The organism is Mesorhizobium sp. WSM4821 (genome assembly GCF_055901555.1).
The window spans coordinates 7,059,308-7,084,744 of sequence record NZ_CM148371.1; the positions used below are offsets into that span (position 1 = coordinate 7,059,308).

A 25,437-nucleotide genomic window follows, 5' to 3' on the forward strand; every position below is an offset into this window, starting at 1 on the left:
TTTTATGCTTCGCTCCGAGATCATCGACGATCTGGCCACTCTTGAGGCCCTGGCGCCGCGGTGGTGGAAACTCTGGGCGCACAGCCGGACGGCGACGCCTTTCCAATGCCCCGCCTGGCTGGTGCCGTGGTGGCGTGCATTCGCGCCCGGGGACCTGGCGGCGATCGCGGTCTGGCGTGGCGACGATCTGGTGGGATTGGCGCCGCTTTACCTGGAAGACGCAACGTCCGGTTTGAGGCTGCTTCCGGTCGGGATTTCGCTAAGCGACTATCTGGATGTCCTGTGTTTCCCCGGCATCGAAGCAGCTGTCGCCGCCGTCATCGCAGACGAGGTTCTTGCGATCAATTGGTCGCAATGGATCTTACCGGACCTACCGGCCGATGCTGCGGGCCTCGCAATTACACATCCCGCGCTGGGGGCAGGTCAACCCGCCGACCACGCAGCTTGTCCGGTGCTCCCGATTGCCGGTGACGATGCCCTTGCGGTCTGCATTCCAGCGCGGCGAAGGCGCCAGTTGCGCCGTGCACATAAAGCCGCATGCAGGCGCGGCTGCGTCTCCATCATACCGGCGCATACCGATCCCGGTGGATTTTTCGATCACCTGATTCGCCTTCACGGCGCGCGCTGGGCCGGGCATGGCGACGGCGTGCTGACCGACCCGGCTGCAGAAGAATTTCATCGGCAGGCGCTTTCGTTGCTTGCCGCACAGGGCCTTGTCCGATGCTGGCTTGTTGCTATCGATGATGCGGTGGTCGGCGCCTACTATGGATTTCACCATCGTTGCCGCGCCTACGCCTATCTTGGCGGCTTTGATCCGGCCTACGCCGAGGAAAGTCCCGGCGCAATCCTGATCGGTCACGCGATTGCCGAGGCGGCTCGTGAAGGGGCGCGAGAGTTCGATTTCCTGCGCGGCCAGGAAACCTACAAATATGGCTGGGGTGCCGTCGATCAATGGACAATGCGAAGGGTCTGGACGCGAAACACAGCCCAATGAGCACGACTGGCCGAAAACCATCGCCACAGGCGTCGACAGCAAGAATAGTACTCGACGAGTGCATGGCCGACGGTGTCTGTGTCGAAGCCACCATCGCCAGACTGGCGCTTCGCTTCGAGACGGGGATCGAAGCGGCGGAGCTGGCGGAGATCGCGCTGGATATGTATTCAGCCGACCTGCGAAAACGAGGCGGACTGGAGCGCATCGCCGAGCTGCTTCGCCACAGGCCTGATATCTTTGCCACGCTGCGCGAAACAGGCGCGGCCGTTCGCCACGAGCGTAATGAGGAGGAAACGGATGCCGCTGTCGTCAAGCGACTGGCCGCCGGCTTCGATGCCGCGGCGGCGATTTCCCTGGCGGCGAGCGTCCAGCTGTCTTCATTGGGAGACGAGGAGAAACTCGCCGCCGCCACCGACGAGATCGTCGCATGGCTGGACAGGCAAGGCTTCACCACCGACCGTGACATTCTGGACATTGGCTGCGGCATTGGGCGTTTCGAAAGCGCGCTCTCCGATGCGGCGCACCGGATCGTCGGCATAGACATATCGTCAAAGATGATTTCGATCGGTCGGCAGCGATGTGCCAGGCTGAGCAATGTGGAATTGCGGCTGACCTCTGGTCTCGATCTTGCCGATTTCGGCAACGCAAGCTTCGATTGCGTGCTGGCTGTCGACAGTTTCCCCTACCTGGTGCTGGCTGGCCTGGCGGAGCGGTATTTCAAGGAAATTGCGCGTGTCCTGAAGACGGCAGGCATGGCAGCACTTCTGAATTACTCCTATCGAGGATCGCCGGCGCTGGATCGTGCCGATGTTCATCGCCTCGCTAGAACCCACGGCATGCAGGTCGTGGTTGACGGCGAAAAGCCGTTCCGGCGGTGGGATGGCAATGCTTTTCTTCTTACCGCATCCGACGGAACATTACGGCCCAATAATTGTTCGGGCGTCAAATAGAAGAGGCCACCTGTGTGTGCCCACAATCCGAAGGAGGACCAGGTTGGCATCCGGCGGCAAGAAGCACATCAGCTCGGTGGCGGTGGCAACGGCTCCGGCGCCGGCGCGATGACCGATTCGGTCAAGGACAAGGTCGAGGAAACTCGGTTTGTCCAACAGAGACTAAAGCAGCGCACCGAGTAGCGCAGGCTCGATGGCTATCGGATCAAGTCCGATCGGCACCAGTATCATGCCGCAGATCGGCTCTCTTAAAGACTGGCTGTTGCAACCGTAGACGCGAATCATGACCAGTGGCCAGCTAAGTTCGCGAGAGTCGAATTGTCGAGCGCTCCCGGATTGCCGGGAAGGAGCGGAGGGAAAGGCATAGTTTCCCCCGACGACGCCAGCGGCTTCGAAACAATGCTGTGCAAGGGTCGGTGCTGACTGCCAGAATGGCGCGTGAATCCTTGCAAACTCTGATTGCTGTCACCACACTGGTGAAGGGGCCAATTCGTTAAGAGAACACGATGTCTCGTTTGAGCGACGATACCATCAGCCCGCAACTCCGGCAGGCTATAGACCGCAAGATTGCATTCTTGCTGACCGCCATCGAGCGGGAAAAGGTGCCCGACCGGTTGACCGATCTCGCCGTCCAGTTGCAGAACGCCCTTGTCGAGAAGCGCCGATGTGAAGCGAAAAAAGACAATTAGCTAACGGCGCCTGTCGACTGCGAAGTTTCCCTGTGCCTCGGACAGGTGATCGCGGTGCTCTATCAATGTCTGTAGCGAACTTTCGCCAAGGTATTCCAGCACGTCGGCGCGCGCTCGGTTAAGACGGCTTTTTACCGTTCCCACCGCGCAACCGCATATTTCAGCAGTTTCTTCGTAGCTGACACCAAGAACCCCGATGAGCATCAGGACCTCGCGCTGATGTTCCGGCAGCTTCTGGACCGCACGATAGACTTCCTTGCTCTGAACGGACCAATCCTGTGTAGCTTCCGAAATTGGGATCAGAGAAGCGCAGTCAAGCAAGCCGGGTTTTTCCCTGTCGGCGGCCTTGACACGCGTATAATAGGTGTTGCGCATGATGGTGAAGAGCCATGACTTCATACGCGTTCCAGGCTCGAACTTATCGATGTTGGCGAGCCCCTTGGTCAACGTCTCCTGGACAAGGTCATCGGCATCGTCAGGTACACGGCAGAAGGTGCGCGCGAAGGCTCGCAAGGCGGGTATCAGGTCAACGATGGAAACTTGATCCGCTTCCCGGTTGGCCAAGGCGTAGCCCCTGGAGGACAATGGTCCAGCTCCCCAGCAAGAATGAGTTCATGAACGCAGACCTAGCTAAATGCATGAAGGTTTGGATCGTTCCGGACATCGAAATAAGTCGCTAGAAAACGTTGGATCGGCGAACGGCACGCCCGTTGCGGGTCTCCGCCTGCCGTTGGGCGGCTGCGAAGGAAAGAGTGGTGAAAGGGGCCAGACGTCATGATGCGGCGACCCCGGCACAGGTTGCCGTTGAGCTGTGACCCGAGGCTGACTGGCCAGCTGCGGTTCATCGATCCGGGCCGCAGCGCCGCGACCTGCCTGGTCGGTTTGCCTTTCGTCGCCACGCCGACGATCCGCTTCTCTTTGACCATCAATCCTGGATCTCATTGACGACGCGGCTGACTTTAACATCGATGGGAGGAAATACGGGACAGCCCTGTTCCACCCGCCACCGACTCGAGTTGCAAATCGGCATAAAAGCTCCCAATCTCGTTGCCGCCGCAGCAAAGCTTGATACTTGTTAGACGGCGAAGCAATGGGAGGAAATACGCACATGAAAAAGATTTCTGTCCGTCTGGCGTCAACGGTTGTCATGCTCGTCTCTGCAGCCACGTCGGCTTACGCCGACAGCCTCACCGTCTATTGCGCCGCCGACGAGGCCTGGTGCCAGCAGATCAGGACTTCCTTCGAGGAAAAGACCGGCATCACTGTCGACATGACCCGCAAGAGCTCCGGAGAGACATATGCGCAGTTGCGCGCCGAGGCCGGAAACCCGAAGGGCGACGTCTGGTGGGGCGGCACCGGCGATCCTCATCTCCAGGCCGCCGAGGAAGGACTGACTGAGGAATATACGTCCCCGATGCGCGGCGAACTGCATGACTGGGCGATCAAGCAGGCGGAAGCCGCCAACAACAAGACGATCGGCGTTTACTCCGGTGCGCTCGGCTTCGGCTACAACAAGGATCTGTTGGCTAAGGGCAACCTGCCGGAGCCCAAATGCTGGGCCGATCTGACCAAGCCGGAATACAAGGGCCACATCCAGATGGCCAACCCGAACTCATCGGGCACCGCCTATACGATGCTGGCCACGATGGTTCAGCTGATGGGCGAGGACAAGGGTTTTGAGTACCTGAAGGCGCTCCACGCCAACATCAACCAGTACACCAAGTCCGGCTCCGCTCCGATTAAGGCCGCGGGTCTCGGCGAAACGACCATCGGCATCGTCTTCATGCATGACGCGGTGACGCAGACCGCAGCCGGCTTCCCGATCGTCACGGTGGCGCCTTGCGAAGGCACCGGCTATGAGATCGGCTCGATGTCGCTGATCAAGGACGCCCGCAACCCGGAAGCAGCAAAGCAGTTCTACGACTGGGCGCTGACCGCCGAGATGCAGTCGAAGGCGAAGGACGTGAAGTCGTTCCAGTTGCCTTCGAACAAGAACGCCACCGCGTCCGAACTGTCGCCCGACCTGTCGACCATCAAGCTCATCGACTACGACTTCAAGAAGTATGGATCGAGTGCCGAGCGCAAACGCCTGTTGCAGAAGTGGGACACGGAGGTCTCGACCCTGCCGCAGTAATCATGCGCGTCCGCACCGCCACGAGCGCGCTTCACCCGACCGTTGTCCTGTGGACGGCGGCCGGCTTGGTTGGCTATGCGCTGCTGCCTTGGTATGGGCTGGAAAGCAACTTCTTCACCTTGTCCTGGCTGTTGGACGGCTATCCGCTTGACGATGACGTCGCGCCGGCGCTTTTCCTTGTGCTGCAAGGCGAGAAACTCTGGCTCGCTCCCCTAGGGCCGCTGCTTGTCGCGCCGCTCCTGCTATGGGGGCGCCGGAAGTCGGACCCATTCTTTGGGAATTTGCTAATCGCCGTCGGCGCGACCGGCGGCGCCTACTTCCTGCTTCAAGGTTTCGGCATTGGTCTGCGTGGTTTCCAGTGGCAATGGCTGACCTGGCTCTTTGGCGAGCTTGACGACCGCCAGTTCGGCATGGGCTGGGGAGCACTGCTGGTAAGCAGCGCGTTCCTGTTCCTGTTCACCCTCGGGCTTGCGGCGCGCGGCGCGGTGGCCGGCGACGAATTCGTCGTCGGCTCGATCGGCTTCGTCGTTACGGTGGTCGCCATCTTCATCTTCATGCCAATCGGTCAAATGTTGGGGAGTGCGCTGCTCACGCAAGAGGGCGACTATTCGCTACCCGTCTTTCTCGCGAAACTCTCCAGCGGCCGGCTCTGGAGTCTCGGCTGCCTCTTCGGCGGTCCGCGCTGCGGCGTCGCCTGGAACTCGCTCTTTCTCGCCATCCTCGTTGGCGTGATGACCACTGCACTCGGCCTTGTCTTTGCCCTAGTGGTGACCCGTACCGGCTTTCGCTACGGCGCGCTGTTGCGCGCAATGACCGTGCTGCCGATTATCACGCCACCCTTTGTCATCGGCCTCGCCATCATTCTTCTGTTCGGCCTCTCGGGTGCCATCAACCTGGGTTTCGCGGAGCTGATCGGCGTCCAACCGACACGATGGATTTATGGGCTGCCTGGTCTGCTCATCGCCCAGGTGCTCGCCTTCACGCCGATAGCCTTTCTGGTGATGATTGGAGTGGTCGAGGGGGTCAGCCCTTCCATGGAAGAGGCCGCCCAGACCCTGCGCGCCAATCGCTGGCAGACTTTCATCACCGTCTCCCTGCCGTTGATGCGGCCGGGTCTGGCAAACGCCTTTCTGCTCGGCTTTATCGAGAGCATGGCTGACTTCGGCAATCCGCTGGTGCTCGGCGGCAATTTCGATGTGCTGTCCACCGAGATCTTCTTCGCTATCGTCGGCGCACAATACGATCAGGCACAGGCGGCGATCCTCGCCCTCGTACTCTTGTTCTTTACGCTCGGGGCTTTCTACGCCCAGCGATTCTGGCTCGGCAAAAAGTCCTACACGACCGTCTCCGGTAAAGGAGACGCCGGCGTCCACCCGCATCTGCCGGCAACATTTCGCAACCTCGTCTTCGCGGTGGCCGCCGTCTGGACGCTTTTTACCTTGCTGATTTATGTGACAATCTTTTACGGCAGCTTCGTCAAGCTGTGGGGCGTCGATTTCTCTCTGACCTTTGAACACTACGTGAGGGCGTTCTCCATCGGGTGGAATGAGTTCGGCATCCACTGGCACGGCTCGGCCTGGAATTCGTTCTGGACGACCATGAAAATAGCGTTGATCTCAGCGCCACTGACCGCGGCCATCGGACTTTTGACCGCCTATTTGCTGGTCCGCCAGAATTTTGCCGGCAAGGACACTTTCGAATTTGCAACGTTGCTGTCCTTCGCCATTCCCGGCACTGTTATCGGCGTTTCCTATGTGATCGCGTTCAACGTGCCACCGATCGAACTCACCGGCACCGGCATTATCCTGGTGCTCTCCTTCATCTTCCGCAACATGCCGGTCGGGGTCCGCGCCGGTGTCGCGTCGATGTCGCAGATCGACCGCAGCCTCGACGAGTCCTCCCTGACTCTCGGGGCAAACTCGTGGCAAACCTTCCGCAAGGTGGTGCTGCCGCTGCTGCGGCCGGCCATCCTCGCCGCGCTGGTTTATTCCTTCGTTCGCGCCATGACCGCCATCAGCGCCATTATCTTTCTGGTTAGCGCGCAGTACGACATGTCGACCAGCTACATCGTCGGCCGGGTCGAGAATAACGAATACGGTGTCGCCATCGCTTATTCCGCCGTCCTGATCGGCGTCATGCTGGCGGTGATCGGTCTGATGCAGCTTGTGGTTGGCAGCCGCATGATCGGCCGCCGCGGTCTCGACGGCGATCTGGCGCAGTCGCGCACCAATGTCAGCCAGGCGGTCGTGGCGCGTCCCCAGCCGGCGATCTCGGGAGGCGGATGATGGCCGAAATTCGCAGCAATGCCGCCTCAGTCGAATTCAGGAACGCCACCAAGATCTACGGCAATAGCAAGGCGCCCGCCGTCAACGACATCTCGCTGTTTATCGCGGCCGGGAAGCTGGTCACCCTCCTTGGACCATCGGGCTGCGGCAAGACGACCACCTTGCGCATGATCGCCGGGCTGGAAATGGTAACGAGCGGCCAGATCCTGATCGGGGGCGCCGACGTAACCCGGCTGCCGGCAACTGATCGTGATGTCTCCATGGTGTTTCAATCCTACGCGCTTTTCCCGCATATGACCGTGACCCAGAACGTCGAATACGGCTTGGGCTTTTCCGGCTTCGCTAGGAAGGAGACGGCCGAGAGGGCCAGAGCCGGGCTTGATCTGGTCGGACTCTCCAATTTCGGCGACCGCCTGCCGAGCCAGCTTTCGGGCGGACAGCAACAGCGCGTCGCGGTGGCGCGGGCGCTGGTTCTGGAGCCGCAGGTGCTGCTCTTCGACGAGCCTTTGTCGAACCTGGATGCCAAGCTGCGCCGCCGCGTGCGCGAGGAAATTCGCGAGATTCAGCAGAAACTCGGCCTGACAGTCGTCTATGTCACCCACGACCAGGAGGAGGCGCTCGCCGTCTCCGATCGGATCATCGTCATGAACAATGCGGCAATTGCTCAAGACGGCACGCCGCGCGAGCTCTACGAGCAGCCCGCAAATGCCTTCGTGGCCGACTTCATCGGCGAAGCCAACATATTCCAATGCGAGGTCGTGTCGGTCGAGGGCGACAGTGCCACCGTGCATCTAGGCCCCGCGGTCCTGAAGCTGCCGGCTCGCGGCCGCAAGCCGGGGCCAGCCAAGCTGGCGACACGACCGAGTCGCATCGAGATTGGCGAACCGAACGCTCCCGGCACGTTGCCCGGCATGCTCGAAAAAGTGACCTATGTCGGCAGCCACCTCGAATTCGTAGTCGCCACGGAATTCGGCGAAGTCTTCGTGATCTCGCCGGATGTCGATACGGCGTTTCAAGCGGGGCAGCCGGTGAGCATCGGCTTTCCCGAACGTGGACCCGTGCTGATCACAGACTGAACGCCTCTTTGCAAAGTGCGTGGACCTTGTCGAACACGCCCTTGCCGCCCGCGATGACCAGTGTTCCTTCCTCCAGGACCGTTTTCGGGTCGGGCGGGACGACCAATCCGCCGGCCTCTTCGACCAGAAGCATGCCAGCGAGGCAGTCCCAAGCATTCATATGCTCCTCGACATAGGCGAGCAGCCTGCCCGACGCGACGTAGGCAAGCATAAGCGCACCAGATGCATTGCGGAAAAAGACGCCGCCCTCCTGAAGCAGGAGATCGATCAGCTTGGCGACGCTGCGAGCTTCACGACGATTGGAGAAGCCGGTTCCGACCGAGCCTTGCGTCAGGCTCGTCGTCGGGCTTGTCTTGATGGGTCGGTCGTTGAGAAAAGCTCCGCCGCCGCGTCGCCCATAAAAAGTCTCGCCGGTAGACGGTTCATGGATAACGCCCAAGACGGTCACATCCTCCTTGACGCAGGCGATGACGACGGTCCAGGCCGGGATGCCGCGCAGGAAATTGGCAGTGCCGTCGATCGGATCTATCACCCATGTGTAACCCGACCCGCCCGCGAGCGCGGCGTGTTCCTCTCCTATGACGCCGTCTTGGGGATATTGCGCTGCAAGTTCCTGGCGGATGAACGTCTCGACATTCCGGTCGGCCTCGGAAACCAGGTCCTGATGACCCTTGCTCTCGATTGTGAGTGTCTCCAGTTGTCGGAAATATTGCAGGCCGAGCTCGCCGGCGCGCCGCGCCAGGGCAGTCGCAAACAGCATCCGATCATTATTGTCACCGGCCATGGGCGCGCGCTCCGTGTTTGATGCACATCGTTGGGAAGATTGAGATTAACCCTCGGCGATCGGCCGCCACTCGTGGATGATTTTGTAGCCCGGCAACTCGAAAGCGAAGAAATGTCCTTGGAACGGCTGGTCCTGACTGCGCGAAATCGGCACATCCAGTAGCTTGCAGAGCAGGAGCGTGCCGACACCGCCGTGCGCGACGAAAGCAATGTCGCCGTCATGATGGGACCCAAGAATGCGAAACACGGCCCGTACGACGCGTTCTTGGGCATCGACCGCACGCTCCCATCCGCGGACACTCTCGTGTGGATTAGCGAAGAAGGAGTCAGCAACTCGTTCGAAATCGGCGGGCGGAAGGAAGCCTGTTGCGGAGCGGTCATTCTCGCCAAGATGCTCATCCATTTGGACGGGCAAACCAAATCCAGCGGCCAGCAGGCCAGCCGCTTCAATTGCCTTGGCCTCAGAGCTCGACCATATGGACGTCAGGCCCGACAGCACCGCATTCCCCGCGAAAGCCCTCATCCGGGTGATACCACGATCCGAAAGCCGCCAGGCTGGGACTGGTAGGTCGGGATTAACGGAAACTTCTGGGTGAGTGATAAAGAAGGCCGTCGGCATGCCGTTGCGCTCCGATAAATCCTTCCGAAGGCCTAACAGAGCTGATTAAGCTGTCTTAGGCGATATTGCCACCCGGCGTGCCGCCAAATTTGCATAATAGCATCGAGGCGGTGGTCGCCGACACCTCCAGCCTCGTGTTATCGTGATCTCATTGGAGAGCATCGACCATGTCGTCCGAAGGCATGAGCGCAAACGATCCGGGCACGGCCGAGGCGAGATCGCGTAGTCAGTGCGATCAAAGAACATGCCGGCATGTCGAACGCCGACGTCCGAAATCCGCTAAGCAATGGAGATCATAGTAGTGCCGCGACACACGCTGGCCCGCCTGGCGTATATGCAGAGTTTCTACAGCACATCGGCCTCGGGATTGACGAGACCGTAACGCCAATGTCCAAAGGCCGCCGCTTCCTGAACCGGGGGAAACCAACGGGCCTTGGGTTTATGGATTGGCCGGCCACGCCCTGAGCTGAAGCACGCTCTGCCCTCAACAAGCGGTCAGGGGCGCAGCTCGTCAGAGTGCTAGTTGATCAATCGGCGCAATGCGGTTGCCGTCACGCGGCCGGAACTACTGCCGTTTCGAATTTCCTCCGAATCGCGGTTCGGTTTTCCTTGCCTAGATAAGAACCGTCCGACGCCCATCCGCCGCGCCGTCCACAATAACGTGGCCGATGCCGCGCGAGCACGGCTCGATGCGCGCATTGACGTAATAAACGTCCCGCAGCAGATCGGATGTGATGATGTCCGGCGATGGCCCGCAGGCAACCAGACGGCCGTCGGCGATGACCATCGCCTGATCGGTGAAGCGCAGGGCGTGATTGAGGTCGTGCAGGGCGATCAGCACGACCATGCCTCGCGCCTGAGCAAGTTCCCGCATGAGGCCGAGCACTTCCACCTGCCGCGACAGATCGAGTGCCGATGTCGGTTCGTCCATCAGCAGGATCTGCGGCTCGCGCACCAGCGTCTGTGCCAGGCTGGCGAGTTGCCGCTGGCCGCCGGAAAGCTCGCCTATGTTGCGAAAGGCGATGTCGGCGATACCGAGCGCGGCCAGAGTCTCGTCGATTCGAGCCAGATCATCGTCGCTCACAGACCAGCCCATTCCCTGCTTGCGGGCGAGCAACACCGACTCGTAGACGGTGAGCACCGCGTTGGCGGACGTGTCCTGTGGCATGTAGCAGATGCGGCTCTTCCCGCGAACGGCCCCCTCGACATGTACCGCTCCCGGTCCGTGCAGAAGGCCGGCGATGCGCCTGAAAAGCGTCGACTTCCCGGCGGCATTCGGACCGATCACGGCCACGATTTCTCCACCCTCGAACGCAGGCGTGGTTACATCCCGAAGCCGGAGGCTCTTGCCGTAGCATGCGCCGAGCGCCTCGAGCCGGATCGTCACCATGAGCGCCTCGTGCTGGACAGGATCAGTGAGATAAAGAACGGGATGCCAATGAGCGAGGTGACGACGCCAATCGGGAAGACCGTCCCCGGGATAAGCGACTTGCTGACGACCGAGCTAACCGACAGGATGAGCGCGCCCGCAAGGGCCGAGGCGGGCAGGAAGAAGCGTTGGTCCTCGCCGATGACCATGCGCGCAATGTGCGGGCCTACGAGGCCGATAAAACCTATGGTGCCGACGAAGGCGACGGGGATGGCGGCGACAAGGCTCACCAGGATGAGCGTCTCGAGCCGCAGGCGAGCGACCTTGACGCCGAAGCTTGCCGCCTTGTCCTCACCGAGCCGCAACGCCGTCAGCGCCCAGGCGCGCCGCGCGAAAATAGGTAAGACTGCGAGGACAATGAATGTGGTGACGGCAAGCTTGGGCCAGGTGGCCTTGGTGAGGCTCCCCATTGTCCAGAAAACGACCGCCGCCAGCGCTTCCGCCGACGCGAAAAACTGGACGAGCGCGAGCAGCGCGTTGAAGGTGAAGACCAGCGCGATGCCGAGCAGCACGATGGTCTCAACACTCACGCCGCGCTTCACACTCAGCATGTGAATGAGGAAGGCGGCCAGCATCGCCATCACGAAGGCGTTGATCGGCACAACATATTCGACTGCGGCGGGGATAAGCCTCACCCCGAAGGCCAGTGCAAGCGCGGCGCCGAAGCTGGCGGCGGCGGATATGCCGAGCGTGAAGGGGCTCGCCAGCGGGTTGTTGAGGATGGTCTGCATCTGCGCGCCGGCCACTGCGAGCGCCGCCCCGACGACGACGGCCATCAGCGCCACCGGCATGCGGATTTCCCACAGTACCACGCGCACCTGCTGCGGCACCGTTTCGGGGAGCACAAGCGCCTGCACGACCTCACCCAGGCCGTAGCGGGCAGGACCGACCGCAAGATCGACGCAGAGGCTCAGAAGCAGGGCGGCGGCGAAGCCAGCGAGAATAAGCTGCCGCCGCCCGACGAGGGCGCGGTAACGGCCCCGTCCCGCGGTGCTGTCGAGCGTGGTGCCGATGGCCGTCCATTCAATCGGCATCGGTCAACGAGACCCAGTGGCCAGGCCTGTAGGCGACGGGCAGGAACTTCTCGTGCAACTGCCTGAACGTCGCCTCGGGATCGAGATCGGCGAAAAGATCCGGATGCAGCCACTTCGCCATCTGCTGGATGGCGACGAACTGATAGGGGCTGTTGTAGAACTGATGCCAGATGGCATGCACCTGACCACTCTCGGCGGCCTTCACGCCGGTCAGCGCCGGCCTCTCGGTCAGCCCTTTCAGCTTGCGCAGCGCCTCGGCCTCATCGCGGCCGGGGCCGACGCCGACCCAGGCACCGCCCGGCACATAGGCTTCCCACCAGCCGCCAGTAACGATGATCTGATCCGGGTTCGAGGCGATGATCTGTTCGGGATTGAGTGTGCCGAACGTGCCGGGAATGACGTTCTTGGCGATGTTGTCGCCGCCCGCTATCTCGACGAACTTGCCGAAATTGTCGTCGCCGAAGCTCATGCAGCAGTCGTCCGAATAGCCGCCGGCGCGTTCGATGAAGACCTTGGGCCTTTCCGGCTTGGCCTTCTCGATGACGTCGGTAACGCGCGCGATCTCGGCGGCGCGCCAGGCGATGAATTCCTCGGCGCGCTCCTCCTTGCCGAACAGCTTGCCAAACAGGCGCATGCTGGGTTCGGTGTTGGTAAAGGGACGCTCGCGAAAATCGACATAGACCAACGGAATGCCGGCTGCGGCGAGCTTCTCGATATAGTTGGCGTCTTCCGTGGCCTGCTTCGACTCGATGTTCATCAGGATGACGTCGGGCTTGAGCGACACCGCCTGCTCGACGTCGAAGGTGCCGTCCTTGAAACCGCCGAAGGTGGGGATCTTCGCCATCCGGGGAAATTTCTCGACATAGGCGGCGTAATTGTCCGGATCCGCTTGGCTGAAATCCTCGCGCCAGCCAGCGATGCGCTTGAACGGATCCTCGGTGTCGAGCGCCGCGACGAGATAGACCTGCCGGCCCTCACCCAGGATTACCCTCTCGACCGGGACGTTCACCTCGACCTGGCGGCCCGTGATGTCAGTCACTGCCACCATTTCGGCCCTGGCGGCCAGTGTCATCGACAAGGCGACGATAGCGGCCGCCATCGCCCCTGCTGGGATGTTTCCGAAATTCATCGCGCCCTCTCTTGAAGTGGATTGTCAGAGGCGGCTTATAAAAGATGACTTCAAATCTCAAGAAATATCTTTTAGAGCCATTCCAGACTGATACGACGACAAGAGGTTCGGAATGGCGGGCGAGGCCAATTATTCGCTACGGGACGAGATACGCGACTATTGGTCGACGCGCGCCGAGACATTCGACCTTTCGGTGGGGCATGAAGTCTTCTCTCAGCGGGAACGCCTGGCGTGGCACAGGCTGGTGCTCAAGCACTTGGGGCCCGGGCATGGGCGTCGCGCGCTCGACCTCGCTTGCGGCACCGGGGTTGTATCCCATCTCATGCACGACCTGGGTTATGCCGTGACCGGGCTCGATTGGTCGGAGGCCATGCTTGCCCGCGCGCGTGCAAAGGCGACGCAGCGGGAACGCGGCATCCGGTTTCTGATCGGCGACGCCGAGCGAACCCTTGAAAAAAGCGAAAGCTACGACGTCCTCGTCACCCGTCATCTCGTCTGGACGTTGGTGGATCCCCGAGCGGCATTCGCCGAATGGTTCTCGCTGCTCAAGCCTGGCGGACGGCTGCTGATCATTGATGGTGATTTCGTCAGTGAGACCTGGGTAACTGCTCTGCGACAAGTCCTGGAAAGGACCGTTGGCCGGACAGTCGGACCGGTCGACGGACTGGATCAGGCGATGGTGGAGCGCCATCGCAGCATCCTGTCACGGCTTCACTTTTCAGGCGGCGCCAAAGCGGACGAGGTCTGCGCGCTTCTCGTGGAGGCTGGCTTCGAGATGCCTGTGGTCGACATCCGGCTCGGCGCGATTCATCGCGCGCAGGCGCGGTACATGACCTTCCTCAGGGCGCTGGAACGCTCGACGCAGCATCGCTACGCGATCTGCGCGACCAAGCCGGCCTCGTAGAGGTCAGTCTCTCAATCTCGCGGGACCGCGGGCCAAGGACTTCGTTTCACCGAGGACGGTCAAGAACGACGGCGATGCCGTAGATCAAAGTTTCATCGAGGTGGGTTGGGCGATGATGGAGATGCTGCTCGAGCCAGAACAGTTGCCGGCCGGCCACCAGGCACGATGCATCGTTCGGCTTTTCGACCTGGATTGTGTTCGGGGACGACTTGAAAATCCGTTTAGAGCATGATCGGCAGGCCTTTGGTGATCCTGCTCTGATTGATGCGGACGCTCGGCCTATGCCATCGAGCGGTGCCAGAAAAGTCGGCGCATGGTCATTTCCTGGGAAGAAGAACTCCTCGGCAGATAAAGCGGCCATGCTGTCGTCGATCAATTGTCCGAAGCCAGCAGCATTGTTGAGTAAGCGTATCGATCAGATACTTACGAGCTGTCGAAGATCCGCCCGCGGTTCAGGATTCCCTTCGGATCGAGGGCGGATTTCAGCCGGCGCATCGTCCCGATCTCGGCTTCGCTCCTCGTCAGAGACAGCCATGGCTTCTTGTCGACCCCAATGCCGTGCTCGGCCGCGATCGATCCGCCGCTCTCCGCGACGAGCCGATAGACCACGTCCATGACCTCGCGGGCATTCGGCGTCCGGACCACATAATGCAGGTTTCCGTCTGCCAGATGGCCGAAGACGATGAACTCCGTCTCGGGATCGATCCGCCGAACCGCAGCTTGGCTCGCCGCCACAAAGGCCTCCATGCGATGGACCGGGACGCTGATGTCTCCGCCCATGACGTGGTCGCGCGTGCGGACATAGTCCGCACAGGAATCGCGCATCGTCCAAAGCGATTGGAACTCGCGCGGCGACTGCGACACGACCGCATCCTCGGCCACGCCGTCTTCCAGCGCCTCCATGAGGCTGGCGGCAAACCGCTCGATTGTCTGGTCCTCGTGAAAGGACTGTACCTCGGCAAGCACATAGAAAGGCGCCCCCATTGGGAGCGGGCGCGTCGTGCCGAGGAACCCGGTTACGCCTTCATAGGCCTGGGGCAACATGAGTTCGAAGGCGGAAAGGCCCGAACCGACGGCACCGCGCAGCCGTTCGAGGAGGCGCACCGCCGCATCGAGCGAGGGAACCGCCAGAAACGCATTGGCCTCGTCGACCGGTCTCGGATGCAGCCGCAGCAGCGCCCTGGTCACCACGCCGAGCGTTCCCTCGCTGCCGATGAAGAGATGGCTGAGGTCGTAGCCGGCATTGTCCTTGTCGAGGCCGCGCAGGCCCGACAGCACGGTTCCATCCGCCAGCACGGTTTCGAGCCCCGCCACCTGGGCGCGGAACATGCCGTATCTCAGGACACGGATGCCCCCCGCATTGGTGGCGACATTGCCACCCACGGTCGCGGTACCGCGCGCCCCGATGTCGACGCCGAACTGATAGCCGGCGGAATCGGCTGCCTCCTGAACCGCCTGCAGCGGCACGCCCGCCGAAGCCAGGATCGTCCGCGTGACCGGTTGCACCTCGCCGAGCAAGCTCATCCGTTCCGTCGAGAGCACTGCCTCCCTGTCGGCGATGCGGTGTCCGCCGGAAAGGCCGGTGCGCCCGCCATGGACGACCAGCGGCTGGGCGAAATCGTTGCACGCGGCAAGGCAGGCGGCCACTTCTTCGGTCGTTCCTGGCCGGGCGATGAAACGGGGCCTGGCCGAATAGCGCCCCCTCCGATCCTCCTGGTAGCGCGGATCGATCGCATCGCCCACCAGCAGCGCATTGCGCGGCAGGGCGAGCGAGAGTCGGTCGAGCAGAGCCGGGTGAGCAGCGTCATCAGTCTCGATGGCAGAAGAACTTGAGGGGAACATGATCGCGCGTCCAGCCGGCCAGATACGGCTACGCGCCCATCTCGGTCACATATTTGGTGACCAGATAGGCTTCAATTGCCTCCGATCCACCCTCGGTGCCGTAGCCCGAGTCGCGGACGCCTCCGAAGGGCACTTCCGGCAAGGCGAGCCCATTGTGGTTGATTGTCGTCATGCCCGCGTCAATCCGCAGGCCAAGGGCCCGGATTGTCTCCGCGGACCGTGTGAAGGCGTAGGAGGCGAGCCCGAACGGCAGTCGGTTGGCCTCTTCGATCACTTCGTCGAGGCCCGAGAAGCGGTTGACGATCGCCACCGGTCCGAACGGCTCCTCGTTCATGATCCGGGAAGCCGTCGGAGCGTTGGCGACCACGGCCGGCTCGAAGAAATTCCCGACATTGCCGATGCGTCGCCCGCCCGTGGTGACTTCGGCACCGCGGGACACTGCGTCGCCGATCAGGCCTTCGAGCGCCGGGATCCTGCGCTCATTCGCCAGCGGACCCATCCGGCTCTCCGGGTCCAGGCCGCCGCCGACCTTGATTGCCTTGGCGGCGCGGGTGAAGCCGTCCAGGAACTGGTCGTAGACGCCGTCCTGGATCAGGAAGCGCGTCGGCGAAATGCACACCTGTCCGGCATTGCGGTACTTGGTGGCCGACAGGACCATGATCGCCTTGGAGACATCCGCGTCGTCGAAGACGATCGCCGGCGCGTGGCCGCCGAGCTCCATCGTGGCCCGCTTCATGTGCAGGCCGGCCAGGCTGGCGAGGTGCTTTCCGACCGGAGTGGAGCCGGTGAAGGAGATCTTCCGGATCACCGGATGCGGGATGAGGTACTCGGAAATCTCGGAAGGCACGCCGTAGACGAGGTTGACGACGCCCGCAGGGATGCCGGCGTCGACGAAGCAGCGGATGAGTTCGGCCGGTGACGCGGGCGTCTCTTCTGGAGCCTTCACGATGATCGAGCAGCCGGCGGCGACCGCGGCGGAGAGCTTGCGCACGATCTGGTTGATCGGGAAGTTCCAGGGCGTGAACGCCGCGACGGGCCCTACGGGAAGCTTGATCGCGAACTGCGCAACACCGCTCGCCCGTGCCGGGATGATTTGGCCGTAGGCGCGCCGCGCCTCCTCGGCGAACCAGTCGATCGTGTCGGCGCCGCCCATGGTTTCCGACCGTGCCTCGGCGAGCGGCTTACCCTGCTCAAGCGTCATGATCGCGGCGATCTCGCCGGCGCGCGAACGCAACAGCTCGGCGGCCTTGCGCATCAGTTTGTAGCGGTCGAACGCCCCAGTGGCGGCCCAGACGCGCGAGCCCCTCTCGGCGGCCGCGAGTGCGTCGTCGAGATCGCAACGGCTCGCACGGGCGACGGTGCCGATGATCTGTCCGGTTGCCGGATCGGTGACGTCGATCGTACCGCCGTCGATTGCATCGCGCCACTGGCCGTCGATGAAGAGCTTGGTGTTCGGATAGGCAATCGACATTGGACTTCCTCGAAATGCGTGATGGGAAAGTCGGATGGACTTTCGCGGCTCAGCCGCGGGGGGAATAGCCGAGTGCGATGGAAATGCTGCGTGCGGCCTCGACGACGTCGACGGAATACTGCTTGATCTGCTTGCGCTTGATGCGGGTGTCGGGGCCCGACATGCCGATCGCGCCGACCAGTTCACCGTTGCGGCCGAGGATGGCGCAAGCGCAGGCCGCGATGCCCTCGCGCCATTCGCCGTGGAGGACCGACGCGTAGCCTTGCGCACGCGCGAGCTCCACGTCCTCCCGCAATTCCTCCATCGCGGTGCGTGTGGTTTCGGTGTAGCGCGTCAGCTGCGGGCGGAAGCGCTCCAGATAGCTGTCGGGAAGCTGCGCCAGCATGGCCTTGCCGGTCGCCACCGTGTAGGCGGGCGCCCGGGCGCCGACGCTCGTGTGGGCGCGGATGTGGTGGTCGCTCTCGATCTTGTCGACATAGAGGACTTCGGTGCCCTCGAGCACCGACAGGTGGATCGTCTCGCCGGTCGCGGCGGCGAGCTTGGTCATTGCCGGGCGCGCGAGCTTGACGAGATCCATGCGGCGGATGACGTGATTGCCGAGCTCCCAGATCTTCGTCGTGAGTTCATATGTGCTGTGCGGCGGGATCTGGCGTACGTAGCCATGGATCTGCAGCGTCGTCAGCAGGCGGTGAACATTGCTCTTGGTGAACTTGAGTTCCGCCGCGAGGTCGGTCACCCCCCGGGGCTGTTCACTGAGCGCAAGCATCTCCAGAAGTCGCAGTCCCTTGGTGAAGGCTTTGTCCATGTATGACCGCTTCGATGTCCATTCCCGGGGGCTGTAGCACGCCGGGCCGCGCCGCCAAAGCCCGCTGATGAGGCGGTCGCGATACGGCATCGCGGCCGCCCGGCGGTCGTCTTGGGAGACGTTACTGCGCGAGCAGAGCGTTCAGCTTCTCCTGGCCGTACTCCTCATTCGTGGAATTGCCGGCGGGCGAAGGCGCCCCCCAGTAATCCGGGCTCCATTCGATCGCCCGCGAGACGTTCTTCGGGTTGTTGGCCCAATAGATACTGATCGCGGGATCGGCGGCTTCGAATACGACCGGCGACGGCAGCGCGACCGGGAAATTCGAGGTGAGTTCAGCCGCGCGCTGCGGGTCGAGGCGCCACGACAGGAGCTTGTGGGCGTTCTCCCGGTCGGGCGCACCCTTCGGGATCGAGAAGAAGTCGTAATAGACGAAGCCCTGGTTCCATTCGAGTTCGACCGGCGCGCCTTCGAGTGCCAGCTTGCTCATCGAGCCTGTATAGGCCATGCACATGTCGGCCTCGCCATCCAGCAGCAGCTGCGGCGGCTGGGCGGAGGTGGTCCACCACTTGGCGATGTGCGGCTTGATCTCCGCGATCTTCTTCAGGGCGCGCTCCATGTCGAGCGGGTAGAGCTTCTCCTTTTCGACGCCGTCCGCCATCAACGCGGCCTCGAAAACGAAGCGCGGCCAGCCGGGCATGCATCGGCGGCCCGGGAACTTCTCGACATCCCAGAAGTCGGCCCAGTTCTTGGGAACGTTGTCTCCGGTGAACTTCTCCTTGTTGTAGACCATGGCCACGCCGATCACCTGCAGCGCCACGCCTTTCTTGCGTTTCAGGTTATCGGGCATCGCCGCCAGCGTCTTCTGGGCAGGCTCGGATAGCATCGAATAGTCGATATCCTCAAGACAGCAGTCGCCGAGCAGCTTCGTTTCCTGGTCGAAGATGAAGGTCAGGTCCCATTCGGCCTTGCCGGCGTCGGCCTGGGCCTTGATGCGCGGCCCGCTGCGAGCCTCCTGCACGGTGATGACCTTGATCCCGGTCTCCTTCTCGAACGGGTCGTACATAACCTTGCGCAGCGCCTCGCCATAGCCGCCGCCCGGGTCCTGCATGATGACCTCGGAGCTTTGGGCCATCGCAATGCCGGTGCCCGCGGTCGCAGCGACGGTCGCGGCAAGCAGCGCCCTCGACAGTCTCCGTATCGTCCATTCAATCATTTCAAATCTCCTCCGATTAATTTTTGCATTCTCACGCCACTCCCCGCGACCGGGCCAAGACCGGCCGCGCCAGAGCTATTCCCCCCACGACGAGCAACACCTCGAGGGTCGACACGACCGCGAGCACTGGATTGAGCTGGTAGTTGATGTCCGCCCACAGCATGAGGGGCAGGGTTCTCAGATGCGCGCTCGACAGGAACAGCGAGAGAACCAGTTCGTCGAACGAATGCAGAAAGGCGAAGAACGTCGCTGCGGCAAGCCCGGGCGCGATAGCCGGAAGGGTGACGGTCCGGAACACGGTCACCGGCGAGGCGCCGTGGACCGCGGCCGCCTGCTCAAGTTTCGGGTCGACCGCCTGGAGCGAGGCCGCCACGATGACGACGACGATCGGCAGCCCGCCGATGGCGTGCGCTGCGGCGAGCCCCCACATCGAGCCAACCAGGTCGAAGCGCAGGAACAGCGTGTACAGCGACAGGCCTAGCACCACAGGCGGCACGATCACGGGACTGACGAGCAGCAGCATGATCGCCGACTTGCCCTTGATCCGGCTGCGCACGATGCCCATCGCCGCCGACGCCCCCAGCGTCACGGCGATGCAGGCCGACATGGAGGCGATTACGAACGAGTTCCAGAACGCCGCCATCCAATTGGAATCGGAGAAGAACTTCTCGTACCAGCGCAACGAGAACGCCGGCGGCGGAAAGGTGAGATAGGTGGCGCTGCTGAAGGAGATGATCATCACCACCACGATGGGCAGGATCAGCCCGGCCACCACGAGACCGCCCATCACTCGGACGGTCCAGGTGCCGAAACTCTCCGGCAGACGGCCGAGGAGGCGCAGCAGCGGCCACCCGATCGCATCGGCGGCCGCGCTTGCTGACGAACGCCGGCGCCCGGAACCGCGCCGCGCCGCGCCGGCGGCCGGCTTTGCCGCCACATCCGATAACTCGCCGCCGCCCCAGATGAACTCGAAGCCGAGGAAGCGCCCGGCGATCCCCACTACGGCGAGCGTTATGACGAGCAGAACCACGGCCAGCGACTGCAGGAAGCCCTCCGAGGTGGCGAAATCGGCCTGCTGAGTGATGTGCATGGCGAACATCTGGTCGCCCGGGCCGCCGAGCAGGGTAGGCGTGATGAAGAAGCCGAGCGCCGTCACAAAGACCAGCAGGAAGCCGGCCCCGACGCCCGGCAAGGTCAACGGGAACAGCACCCGCCAGAACGCGGCGATGGGCCCTGCCCCCGCTGCCAGTGCCGCGCGCGCCAGGCTCTGGTCGAGGCGCGCCACGCTCGCATAGATGCTGAGGACCATGAGCGGCAGGAGAACCGCGGTCATGCCGAGCAGAACGGTGCCTCGGTTGAAGAGAAGCTGCGCCGGTTCGGCGAAGACGCCGAGGGCGGTCATCACCTTGTTGATCGGGCCGTTGCGGCCCAGCAGCACCATCCAGGCGTAGGTGCGGATCAGGATCGCGATGAAATAGGGCAGCACGATCGCGGTCGCGATCAGCACCTGGACCACGCCGCGGCTCCGGTGGATCAGGAGCGCGGTCGGATAGCCGAGCAGCAGGCACAGGCACGCCACGGTGAACGAGATCTGCATCGTGCGCAGAAGTGATTCCCAATAGAGCGGAACCGAGAAGACGCGCTCGAAATAAACGGACCATGTCGGTCCGCTCACGCTGATGCGGCTGAGGTCGATTAGCGGCAACAGGTAGATGAAGGCGAGGAAGCCGGCAGCCGGCAGCAGCAACACGGCGGGATTCTTGATCCGCTCCGAAAGCCGGACCGCAGGAGTGCGCGCGGGCCGCGAGTCGAAGGCGGTCGTCATGACAGGACCCAGCAGTCTTCGGCGCTCCAGCTGAGATGCAGCGGGTCACCGACCGACGGCAGGGGGCGACCGACCCTGTCGGTGCAGCGGATGAGCAGGGTTTCCCCGCCTTCCATCCGCGCCTCGACACGCAGGATTTCGCCGAGGAAGAGCGCCGAAGTGACGACTGCCGGAATGGAGTTCGCCGCCGGCGTATCGGAGATCGCGATGCGCTCCGGGCGGACGAGGACCGTCGCGCGTCCGACGTCGATCGCGTCGCGGCTCTCCGCGCTGAACACGTAGCCGGCGCGATTCTTGAGCGTCATGGTGGAGCCGCGCTTCTGCACGACCTCCGCCTCGATCAGGTTGCTCTCGCCGACGAAGGAAGCGACAAAACGGTCCTTCGGGTGACGATAGATTTCGGTCGGCGTGCCGACCTGGATGATCTTGCCGGCATCCATGACCGCGATGCGGTCGCTCATGGTCAGGGCCTCGCCCTGGTCGTGCGTCACGAAGAGGATCGTGCTGCCGAGGGTCCGGTGGAGCTGCCGGATCTCGATCTGGATCGATTCGCGAAGCCGCCGGTCGAGGGCACTCAGCGGCTCGTCCATCAGCACGACCTTGGGCCGCAGCACGATGGCACGTGCGATCGCCACGCGCTGCTGCTGGCCCCCGGACATCTGCGACGGCATCTTCTTGGCATGTTCCGACAGCCGCATGATCTCGAGCGTTTCGGCGACACGCCGCTCGGCCGTTGCGCGGTCGATGCCGGCCATGCGCAGCGGAAACGCGACGTTCTGCGTCACGGTCATGCTGGGGAACAGGGCATAGCTCTGGAAAACCATGCCGAAGCCGCGCTTGTGGGTCGGCACATCGTGGACGGCCCGGGCGTCCACCAGGATCTCGCCCTCGTCGAGCCGCTGGAAGCCGGCGATGAGGTTGAGAAGCGTCGTCTTGCCGCTGCCCGAGGGGCCAAGCAGCGTGATGAATTCGCCCGACTCTATGTCGAGGCTTATCTGGTCGGCGGCGCGGAAGGCCCCGTAGGACTTCACCACCTCCCGAATGGCGATACCCGATCCAATGACGCCTCGCCCCATGGCGTCGCACGCGGCGCCGGACGCATTGTCCGCCATGTTCCGGCGCTCGACGCGCCAGGCCATCTTGTCGGCCATCTCACCTCTCCTCCCGCTGTTCCATATTATAGAACAGCATTCTGTTTTTATCATTTGCTGCCGCTTTGCACTTGTCAAGCCTTTCGTGAAAGGGTTGCCGGTGCGTCCGACTCATCGGAGCTGTTTCGCCTTTCCTGGACCAGCCGAAACCGGATTGACAAGAACCGGCGGCTGGGACTAGGTTGTTTTTCAGAATAGCGTTCTATATTGTGGAACAATTGCGCAAAGGCCAACGGCCGGCCGTCCAGTTCGCGCGAACGGGACGGAACTGGGAGGATAGAAGTGCCGATTTCCCTTCGCGACATGGCGAAGCACATCGAACGGGGAATGCGGATCGCCCTGCCCGTCGATTATGCGGGCGTCTCGATGGCCATGACGAAGCCGATCATCGAACGGGATGCCGGCGATCTTCACCTGGTCTGCGTTCCGACCGGCGGCCTTCAGGTCGACCAGTTGGTCGGCGCCGGCCTCGTGCGGACGGTGGAGACCAGCGCCGTGTCGCTCGGCGAAGCTGGTAGCGCCCCCCGTTTCAACGAGGCGGTCCGTGAAGGCGCGATCCGGGTGATGGACGCGACTTGTCCGGCCATCCATGCAGGCCTGATGGCGGCGCAGAAGGGAAGTCCCTTCGTACCGATGCGCGGCCTCATCGGCACTGACGTCCTCCGCTACCGCAGCGACTGGCGGGTGATCGACAACCCTTTCGCGGAGGCGGGCGACCCTATCGTTCTCATTCCCGCCATCAAGCCGGACATAGCCGTTTTCCATGCGCCGGTCGCCGACCGTCTCGGCAATGTGTGGATCGGGCGCAGGCGTGAACTTGCCGCGATGGCCTATGCCTCCGCCGCAACCATCGTGACGGTCGAGCGCATCGTAGAGGAGAGCCTGCTCCTGTCGGAGACCACCGCTGCGGGCACCTTGCCAGCGATCTACGTTACCGCGATCGCCCATGCGCCGAAGGGCGCGTGGCCGTATGGCCTGTGGGGCGAATACCCCACCGACACCGCGGAAATCCTCCGCTATGCCCGCGCGGCGAGGACGGCCGACGGCTTCGCCGACTACATGCGGGCGGACCGGATGGAGCCCGCGCAATGAGCGGGATCCTGCCACGCGAGGTGCTGATCGTCACGATTGCACGGCTCCTGGACGGGGTTCGCCACGTCGCCGTGGGCGCCTCCTCCCCAATTCCCGCCGCGGGCGCCATGCTGCTGCGCGCCATGAAGACGCGGGCCGGAGCGCCCGAGCCGCGCCTATCGATCCTAGGCTCCGTCGAACACAACTTCTTCACCAACGGCTCAGCCGAACTGTTCGACTGCGCCGGCCAGGGCCGCATCGACGCCTTTTTCCTCGGCGGCGGCCAGATCGACGGCCACGGCAATGTCAACCTGGTCGGCGCGGGAGGCTACCCCCGCTCGACCGTGCGCTGGCCCGGCTCCTTTGGTTCCAGCTATCTCTACTTCGTCGTGCCCCGCGTGATCCTGTTCCGCGAGGAACACAGTCCGCGCGTCTTCATCAATAAGGTCGATTTCGTCAGCGCGCCCGGCGTCAGCGATGACGGCGTCTACCGCGCCGGCGGCCCTTATGCGTTGCTGACCGGCAAGGCGCTCTTCAGCTTCGACAAGGCCCGGCCGGGCTTCCGGCTGGAAAGTGTGCATCCGGGTCACGATCTTGGGGAAATCCTCCAGTCGACCGGCTTCGCCTTTGCCCACCATGACGAGGCGCGGCAGACGGAGCTCCCGGACGACGGGACGCTCGCCCTTTTGCGCGGACGCGTCCTGGACGAACTGTCGGAAACCTATCCCGAGTTCGCCGACCAGATGCGCAAGGATCTGGGCCGCGCTCAAGCGCCCGCCGTGTTCGCCTCATGAATGAATTGGACAGGACGATGATATTGAACACGGGCTCGCTGGCCAATATCAAGGTGATCGACGCAAGTCGCGTGCTGGGCGGTCCCTATGCCGGCCAGGTGCTGGCTGACCACGGCGCGGCCGTCGTCAAGGTCGAGCCGCCGGCAGGCGACGAGACGCGCGGCTGGGGCCCTCCCTTCCTCGACGGCACCGCGAGCTACTTCCTCGGATTGAACCGGAACAAACGCGGCATGGCGCTCGACATGGCGCAGCCGGCCGGGCAGGAACTGCTGCTGGCGCTGCTGGAGACGGCGGACGTCTTCATCGAGAACTTCAAGACCGGCACGCTTGAGCGCTGGGGGCTGACCAGGGAAGAACTGGAACGGCGCTTTCCACGCCTCGTCCACTGCCGTGTCTCCGGCTTCGGCGCCGACGGGCCGCTCGGCGGCCTGCCGGGATACGATGCCGCGATCCAGGCCTCGACCGGCATCATGAGCGTGAACGGGGAGCTCGGCGGGCAGCCGCTGCGCGTCGGCTTGCCGGTCGTCGACATGGTGACCGGGCTCAATGCGGTGATCGGCATCCTCCTGGCTCTCAACGAGCGGGCGGTGAGCGGCAAGGGTCAGTTCGTCGAAACCGCGCTCTATGATTGCGGCATTTCGCTGCTGCATCCCCACCTGCCGAACTACTATCTCTCCGGCAAGGTCCCCGGGCCGTCCGGCAACGCGCATCCGAACATCTGTCCCTACGACACATTCGCAACCGGAACGGAGCCGATCTTCCTCGCGGTCGGCAACAACCGGCAGTTTCAGACGCTCTGCCAAACCATCGGCCGCCCCGACCTGCCCGACGACTTGCGCTTCGCCAGCAATGGCGAGCGCAATATCAACTGCGATGCCCTGAAGGTCGAACTCGAAAAGGCGCTCGCGGCGTTCGAATGCGATCCGCTCGCCGACACTCTGATCAAGGCGGGCGTTCCGTGCGGCGCCGTGCGCACAATCGACCAGGTCGTCGCCGACCCACATACGAGCCATCAGGAGATGGTCGTCGACATCGGCGCCTACCGCGGCACCGGCAGCCCGATCAAGATGTCGCGCACGCCGGCAAGCTACCGGCTTGCGCCGCCGCATTTCGCCGAGCATACGGCCGAGATCCTCGGCGAGGTCTCTCTCGATGGCGATCGCTATCGGGACGTCCTGCCCGGTTTTGATGGCGGCGGCCCCGTCCGGGCCAAGACGAAGACCGCATAGGAGGTGCCGG

23 protein-coding genes and 1 pseudogene are annotated in these 25,437 nt (G+C 63.0%); 11 read left to right on the forward strand and 13 right to left on the reverse strand.

What is annotated here, in order from left to right; all coding sequences use genetic code 11:
* Positions 1–4: 4 nt before the first annotated feature.
* The 3 genes from AC0NID_RS34385 (at position 5) to AC0NID_RS34395 (ending at position 2,633) form a co-directional block, all read left to right on the forward strand.
* A complete protein-coding gene (locus tag AC0NID_RS34385) occupies positions 5–994 on the forward strand; it encodes a GNAT family N-acetyltransferase (RefSeq protein ID WP_473454991.1) in 990 nt (329 codons plus the stop codon).
* Between the two features lie 62 nt (positions 995–1,056).
* On the forward strand, positions 1,057–1,944 hold the full coding sequence (locus AC0NID_RS34390) for a class I SAM-dependent methyltransferase (RefSeq protein WP_473454992.1): 888 nt from the start codon (positions 1,057–1,059) through the stop codon (positions 1,942–1,944).
* A gap of 506 nt (positions 1,945–2,450) precedes the next feature.
* Complete coding sequence (locus AC0NID_RS34395; RefSeq protein ID WP_473454993.1) at positions 2,451–2,633, forward strand: hypothetical protein; 183 nt, start codon at positions 2,451–2,453, stop codon at positions 2,631–2,633.
* On the opposite strand, the gene AC0NID_RS34400 is transcribed toward AC0NID_RS34395, so the two are convergent.
* Entirely contained in the window at positions 2,634–3,197 is a 564-nt protein-coding gene (locus AC0NID_RS34400) for a sigma-70 family RNA polymerase sigma factor (protein ID WP_473454994.1), read from the reverse strand.
* A gap of 583 nt (positions 3,198–3,780) precedes the next feature.
* Between AC0NID_RS34400 and AC0NID_RS34405 the strand changes: the two genes are divergently transcribed.
* The 3 genes from AC0NID_RS34405 to AC0NID_RS34415 are packed head-to-tail and all read left to right on the forward strand — an operon-like array spanning position 3,781 to position 8,128.
* Positions 3,781–4,767 carry an ABC transporter substrate-binding protein gene (locus AC0NID_RS34405; RefSeq protein ID WP_473455078.1) on the forward strand — a complete coding sequence of 329 codons (987 nt, stop codon included), beginning with the start codon at positions 3,781–3,783 and terminating at the stop codon, positions 4,765–4,767.
* 2 nt (positions 4,768–4,769) lie between these two features.
* Entirely contained in the window at positions 4,770–7,052 is a 2,283-nt protein-coding gene (locus AC0NID_RS34410; protein WP_473454995.1) for an ABC transporter permease, read from the forward strand.
* On the forward strand, positions 7,052–8,128 hold the full coding sequence (locus AC0NID_RS34415; protein ID WP_473454996.1) for an ABC transporter ATP-binding protein: 1,077 nt from the start codon (positions 7,052–7,054) through the stop codon (positions 8,126–8,128). The genes AC0NID_RS34410 and AC0NID_RS34415 overlap by 1 nt, the downstream gene beginning before the upstream one ends.
* Here the strand turns inward: AC0NID_RS34415 and AC0NID_RS34420 are convergent.
* The gene (locus AC0NID_RS34420) at positions 8,118–8,912 is read right to left on the reverse strand and encodes an inositol monophosphatase family protein (RefSeq protein ID WP_473454997.1); all 795 of its coding nucleotides are present in this window, start codon (positions 8,910–8,912) and stop codon (positions 8,118–8,120) included. The genes AC0NID_RS34415 and AC0NID_RS34420 overlap by 11 nt on opposite strands.
* Positions 8,913–8,957: 45 nt before the next feature.
* Complete coding sequence (locus tag AC0NID_RS34425; protein WP_473454998.1) at positions 8,958–9,530, reverse strand: histidine phosphatase family protein; 573 nt, start codon at positions 9,528–9,530, stop codon at positions 8,958–8,960.
* A gap of 327 nt (positions 9,531–9,857) precedes the next feature.
* On the opposite strand from AC0NID_RS34425, the pseudogene AC0NID_RS34430 reads away from it, so the two are divergent.
* Positions 9,858–10,000, forward strand: a pseudogene (locus tag AC0NID_RS34430) (GNAT family N-acetyltransferase); the annotation flags it as partial.
* A 143-nt stretch (positions 10,001–10,143) separates the two neighbouring features.
* Here the strand turns inward: AC0NID_RS34430 and AC0NID_RS34435 are convergent.
* Genes AC0NID_RS34435 through AC0NID_RS34445 form a run of 3 tightly spaced genes read right to left on the reverse strand, consistent with a single transcriptional unit; the run spans position 10,144 to position 13,092 of the window.
* A complete protein-coding gene (locus AC0NID_RS34435) occupies positions 10,144–10,920 on the reverse strand; it encodes an ABC transporter ATP-binding protein (RefSeq protein WP_473454999.1) in 777 nt (258 codons plus the stop codon).
* Positions 10,914–11,993, reverse strand: coding sequence for a FecCD family ABC transporter permease (locus AC0NID_RS34440; protein ID WP_473455001.1), 1,080 nt, complete (start codon positions 11,991–11,993; stop codon positions 10,914–10,916). The genes AC0NID_RS34435 and AC0NID_RS34440 overlap by 7 nt, the downstream gene beginning before the upstream one ends.
* A complete protein-coding gene (locus tag AC0NID_RS34445) occupies positions 11,983–13,092 on the reverse strand; it encodes an ABC transporter substrate-binding protein (protein ID WP_473455079.1) in 1,110 nt (369 codons plus the stop codon). The genes AC0NID_RS34440 and AC0NID_RS34445 overlap by 11 nt, the downstream gene beginning before the upstream one ends.
* 142 nt (positions 13,093–13,234) lie before the next feature.
* Between AC0NID_RS34445 and AC0NID_RS34450 the strand changes: the two genes are divergently transcribed.
* Entirely contained in the window at positions 13,235–14,026 is a 792-nt protein-coding gene (locus AC0NID_RS34450; protein WP_473455002.1) for a class I SAM-dependent methyltransferase, read from the forward strand.
* A 46-nt stretch (positions 14,027–14,072) separates the two neighbouring features.
* Here AC0NID_RS34450 and AC0NID_RS34455 read toward each other — a convergent pair whose 3' ends face one another.
* The 7 genes from AC0NID_RS34455 to AC0NID_RS34485 form a co-directional block, all read right to left on the reverse strand.
* The gene (locus AC0NID_RS34455) at positions 14,073–14,402 is read right to left on the reverse strand and encodes a hypothetical protein (RefSeq protein WP_473455003.1); all 330 of its coding nucleotides are present in this window, start codon (positions 14,400–14,402) and stop codon (positions 14,073–14,075) included.
* Positions 14,403–14,449: 47 nt separating this feature from the next.
* A complete protein-coding gene (locus AC0NID_RS34460; protein ID WP_473455004.1) occupies positions 14,450–15,868 on the reverse strand; it encodes an FAD-binding oxidoreductase in 1,419 nt (472 codons plus the stop codon).
* 28 nt (positions 15,869–15,896) lie between these two features.
* On the reverse strand, positions 15,897–17,339 hold the full coding sequence (locus AC0NID_RS34465; protein ID WP_473455005.1) for an NAD-dependent succinate-semialdehyde dehydrogenase: 1,443 nt from the start codon (positions 17,337–17,339) through the stop codon (positions 15,897–15,899).
* 49 nt (positions 17,340–17,388) lie between these two features.
* Entirely contained in the window at positions 17,389–18,144 is a 756-nt protein-coding gene (locus AC0NID_RS34470; protein WP_473455006.1) for an IclR family transcriptional regulator, read from the reverse strand.
* 121 nt (positions 18,145–18,265) lie between these two features.
* Positions 18,266–19,357, reverse strand: coding sequence for an extracellular solute-binding protein (locus tag AC0NID_RS34475; protein WP_473455007.1), 1,092 nt, complete (start codon positions 19,355–19,357; stop codon positions 18,266–18,268).
* Positions 19,358–19,388: 31 nt separating this feature from the next.
* Positions 19,389–21,182, reverse strand: coding sequence for an ABC transporter permease subunit (locus AC0NID_RS34480; RefSeq protein WP_473455008.1), 1,794 nt, complete (start codon positions 21,180–21,182; stop codon positions 19,389–19,391).
* Positions 21,179–22,333: an ABC transporter ATP-binding protein gene (locus AC0NID_RS34485; protein ID WP_473455010.1), complete on the reverse strand. Its 1,155-nt coding sequence runs from the start codon at positions 22,331–22,333 to the stop codon at positions 21,179–21,181. The genes AC0NID_RS34480 and AC0NID_RS34485 overlap by 4 nt, the downstream gene beginning before the upstream one ends.
* 303 nt (positions 22,334–22,636) lie before the next feature.
* Here AC0NID_RS34485 and AC0NID_RS34490 point away from each other — a divergent pair, with 303 nt between their 5' ends.
* From AC0NID_RS34490 to AC0NID_RS34500, 3 genes are read left to right on the forward strand one after another with little or no spacing between them, the layout of a single operon-like run.
* The gene (locus AC0NID_RS34490) at positions 22,637–23,425 is read left to right on the forward strand and encodes a CoA transferase subunit A (protein WP_473455080.1); all 789 of its coding nucleotides are present in this window, start codon (positions 22,637–22,639) and stop codon (positions 23,423–23,425) included.
* The gene (locus AC0NID_RS34495; RefSeq protein ID WP_473455011.1) at positions 23,422–24,198 is read left to right on the forward strand and encodes a CoA-transferase; all 777 of its coding nucleotides are present in this window, start codon (positions 23,422–23,424) and stop codon (positions 24,196–24,198) included. Before AC0NID_RS34490 ends, AC0NID_RS34495 begins: the two co-directional genes overlap by 4 nt.
* Before the next feature lie 17 nt (positions 24,199–24,215).
* Positions 24,216–25,427 carry a CaiB/BaiF CoA transferase family protein gene (locus AC0NID_RS34500; protein ID WP_473455012.1) on the forward strand — a complete coding sequence of 404 codons (1,212 nt, stop codon included), beginning with the start codon at positions 24,216–24,218 and terminating at the stop codon, positions 25,425–25,427.
* The last annotated feature ends 10 nt before the right edge of the window (positions 25,428–25,437 follow it).

What these genes read in the sequence shown, in the direction of transcription:
- AC0NID_RS34385 (WP_473454991.1), top strand. Translation starts at nt 5, where the DNA reads ATGCTTCGCTCCGAGATCATCGACGATCTGGCCACTCTTGAGGCCCTG.
- AC0NID_RS34390 (WP_473454992.1), top strand. Translation starts at nt 1,057, where the DNA reads ATGGCCGACGGTGTCTGTGTCGAAGCCACCATCGCCAGACTGGCGCTT.
- AC0NID_RS34395 (WP_473454993.1), top strand. Translation starts at nt 2,451, where the DNA reads ATGTCTCGTTTGAGCGACGATACCATCAGCCCGCAACTCCGGCAGGCT.
- AC0NID_RS34405 (WP_473455078.1), top strand. Translation starts at nt 3,781, where the DNA reads ATGCTCGTCTCTGCAGCCACGTCGGCTTACGCCGACAGCCTCACCGTC.
- AC0NID_RS34410 (WP_473454995.1), top strand. Translation starts at nt 4,770, where the DNA reads ATGCGCGTCCGCACCGCCACGAGCGCGCTTCACCCGACCGTTGTCCTG.
- AC0NID_RS34415 (WP_473454996.1), top strand. Translation starts at nt 7,052, where the DNA reads ATGGCCGAAATTCGCAGCAATGCCGCCTCAGTCGAATTCAGGAACGCC.
- AC0NID_RS34420 (WP_473454997.1), bottom strand. Translation starts at nt 8,912, where the DNA reads ATGGCCGGTGACAATAATGATCGGATGCTGTTTGCGACTGCCCTGGCG.
- AC0NID_RS34425 (WP_473454998.1), bottom strand. Translation starts at nt 9,530, where the DNA reads ATGCCGACGGCCTTCTTTATCACTCACCCAGAAGTTTCCGTTAATCCC.
- AC0NID_RS34435 (WP_473454999.1), bottom strand. Translation starts at nt 10,920, where the DNA reads ATGGTGACGATCCGGCTCGAGGCGCTCGGCGCATGCTACGGCAAGAGC.
- AC0NID_RS34440 (WP_473455001.1), bottom strand. Translation starts at nt 11,993, where the DNA reads ATGCCGATTGAATGGACGGCCATCGGCACCACGCTCGACAGCACCGCG.
- AC0NID_RS34445 (WP_473455079.1), bottom strand. Translation starts at nt 13,092, where the DNA reads ATGGCGGCCGCTATCGTCGCCTTGTCGATGACACTGGCCGCCAGGGCC.
- AC0NID_RS34450 (WP_473455002.1), top strand. Translation starts at nt 13,235, where the DNA reads ATGGCGGGCGAGGCCAATTATTCGCTACGGGACGAGATACGCGACTAT.
- AC0NID_RS34460 (WP_473455004.1), bottom strand. Translation starts at nt 15,868, where the DNA reads ATGTTCCCCTCAAGTTCTTCTGCCATCGAGACTGATGACGCTGCTCAC.
- AC0NID_RS34465 (WP_473455005.1), bottom strand. Translation starts at nt 17,339, where the DNA reads ATGTCGATTGCCTATCCGAACACCAAGCTCTTCATCGACGGCCAGTGG.
- AC0NID_RS34470 (WP_473455006.1), bottom strand. Translation starts at nt 18,144, where the DNA reads ATGGACAAAGCCTTCACCAAGGGACTGCGACTTCTGGAGATGCTTGCG.
- AC0NID_RS34475 (WP_473455007.1), bottom strand. Translation starts at nt 19,357, where the DNA reads ATGATTGAATGGACGATACGGAGACTGTCGAGGGCGCTGCTTGCCGCG.
- AC0NID_RS34480 (WP_473455008.1), bottom strand. Translation starts at nt 21,182, where the DNA reads ATGACGACCGCCTTCGACTCGCGGCCCGCGCGCACTCCTGCGGTCCGG.
- AC0NID_RS34485 (WP_473455010.1), bottom strand. Translation starts at nt 22,333, where the DNA reads ATGGCCGACAAGATGGCCTGGCGCGTCGAGCGCCGGAACATGGCGGAC.
- AC0NID_RS34490 (WP_473455080.1), top strand. Translation starts at nt 22,637, where the DNA reads ATGGCGAAGCACATCGAACGGGGAATGCGGATCGCCCTGCCCGTCGAT.
- AC0NID_RS34495 (WP_473455011.1), top strand. Translation starts at nt 23,422, where the DNA reads ATGAGCGGGATCCTGCCACGCGAGGTGCTGATCGTCACGATTGCACGG.
- AC0NID_RS34500 (WP_473455012.1), top strand. Translation starts at nt 24,216, where the DNA reads ATGATATTGAACACGGGCTCGCTGGCCAATATCAAGGTGATCGACGCA.